Raw genomic sequence first — 2043 nt, 5'->3', positions numbered from 1 at the left:
CGCCGCGGTTCAGCTCGGCGGCCAGAAGGCCCGCGGCGAGCGCGGACTGCGTGGGGAGCCCCGGGACGTCGACGCCGTCGCGCAGGAGGTCGCGGGCGCCCAGGCGGGCGAGCAGGTGTGCCGGGTACTCCGCGCGTTCCCACCAGCCGTCGATGTGCGGCAGCACCTCATCGTGCAGGAGCGCGCGGGCCGCATCGCGCCAGACGAATTCGTCGGGCGGGATGCCCCGCAGTACGCCCGCAGCGTCGGGGTCGAGCGCGTCGTCGTGCACGACCCCAGTCTGACCGCCCTGGCGTCAGACGGCGACCGGGCGATTGACGAACGCGGCCCAGCAGTCGGTGCAGATCACGAAGTTCGGCACGATCGAGGCGCCGAAGATGACCGAGGCGTCGCCGCAGAGGGACGTGGTGGGCGTGTTCGGCGCAGTGGAGCCTGTCAGCGCCGTGCTGATGTGAATCTTGCCGTCGCGCGTCGGCGTCGGGACGCACGGCTTGAACTTGGTCGGCAGTGCGCCGTTGAGCGCCGCGCTCAGTTGGGTGATCGACGTGGGTGTAGCTGTCATGAGGATTGCTCTACTCGCCGTCGCACTCGCCGTCTACCTCCACAATGAGGGCAGACAGAACGACAAGGTCGAGTCGACCGCGGCATGGACCCTATTCCGCGGCGGCGACTGCGCGAGCCGCTTCCGTGCGATTGCGCACACCGAGCTTGCCGAGGATGCGGCTCACATGCACGCCCACGGTGCGCTCGCTGATGAACAATCGGTGCGCGATGTCCCTGTTCGACATCCCCTCGGCGATCAGCTCGAGCACTTGCGCTTCACGATCGCTGAGTCCGCCGATGGGGGTGCGCCGCTCCACCGGCTCGGGTACCGCACTGAGTTTCACGCCGCCCGCCTGCACCGTGCCGAGAACTCGCTCTGAGAGAGGTCGGGCGCGCAGCCGCGCAGCGAGTTCGTGCGCCCGCGACAGCAGACCGGATGCCTCTCCCGACGAACGATGCGCCAGGGCGCACACACCCGCGCGGTAGCGTGCGTACGCCTCCTCAAAGGGGTGGGCCGACTCGCGAGACGCCTCTGCAATGGCTTTCCACTGCTCGGCGGTGTCGGCCCCGCGCAAGCGCGCATACTCGGCCTCGCATGTGCGCACCAGATTCGATCCGATCGACGAGAGCGACTCCTCGGAGGCGGTCTCGCGGACGAGGCCGATGAGCGCGTCGGCGATCGCGTCGGTTGCGGCATTGCGCACGCGTGGCAGCCGCGATTCGAACGCGTCCGCGTGAGCCTGGAGCGCCACGACCGCCGCCTGGAGCACCATGTCGGCATCGTCCTGACGCCGAAGCTCATCGAGGATGCCGGCGATCACTGCGAGCGCGGCGTCAGTGCGCCCACGCCACAACTCGAACGCGGCCTCATCGACCACGAACTGCAGTGCGTAGACGCCGTCGCCGAACTGGGTCCGCGCAAGCCTGATGTGCGCCTCGGCATCGTCCCACTCGCCGCGGAGAGTCTGGATCTCGATGATCTCGTCGTGAAGATAGATGCCCATGCTGGGCGAGACATGCTCTGACAGTGCCGCCCGCGCGACGGACAACGCTTCGTCCCACTCCCCCACAGCGACGAGGGACGATACGTAATTCGACACAACGCTGGATGCGATCGAAAGAATGGGGCCGTACCGCCCGCACTTCTCGAACGCCTCGCGGGACGCAGCGATGACATCGGCGTCACGCTCGGCGACCCCCAGCACGTAGGTCAGATTCCCGTAGGCGCGGATCGCCACCTCGAGGTCGTCGACCTCGAGGGCGAGCTCGGCGCACTCGCGCAGCTCGGCCTCGGCGTAGCCCGCAGCATCCGGTGCAGGCGCCGGCACCAGGGTGCCCGCGACCGCGCGGGTCACGCGCGCGTCGATCAGCGCGTGCTGCTCCCCCGCGGCGGCCGCTTCCGCCATCGCCTGCCCGGCCGTGCGCACGCTGGCCGTCATGTCGCCCTGGTTCATCAGGTCCCGGGCGAGCGCGGCGAGGGTGCGCGCCCGCAGGCCCGGC

Annotated in this window: 3 protein-coding genes; all 3 read right to left on the bottom strand. The window is 69.6% G+C overall.

What is annotated here, in order from left to right:
• Window positions 1-271, bottom strand: a 271-nt coding sequence (locus tag ACM2XV_RS14740) for an acyl-CoA dehydrogenase family protein (RefSeq protein ID WP_487027479.1), incomplete at its 3' end; no start/stop codon positions are given.
• Window positions 272-295: 24 nt separating this feature from the next.
• On the bottom strand, window positions 296-562 hold the full coding sequence (locus tag ACM2XV_RS14735; protein WP_487027478.1) for a hypothetical protein: 267 nt from the start codon (window positions 560-562) through the stop codon (window positions 296-298).
• Between the two features lie 91 nt (window positions 563-653).
• Window positions 654-2043 (bottom strand): LuxR C-terminal-related transcriptional regulator (locus ACM2XV_RS14730; protein ID WP_487027477.1); only part of this gene is annotated, 1390 nt, incomplete at its 5' end.

It is taken from the genome of Gryllotalpicola sp. CP2-P1 (assembly GCF_057512245.1).
Note: the sequence above shows the minus strand (reverse complement) of the source record. Positions and strands in the feature narration are given on the sequence as shown.

Coding starts and splice junctions, on each gene's coding strand:
- ACM2XV_RS14735 (WP_487027478.1), bottom strand. CDS start 562: ATGACAGCTACACCCACGTCGATCACCCAACTGAGCGCGGCGCTCAAC.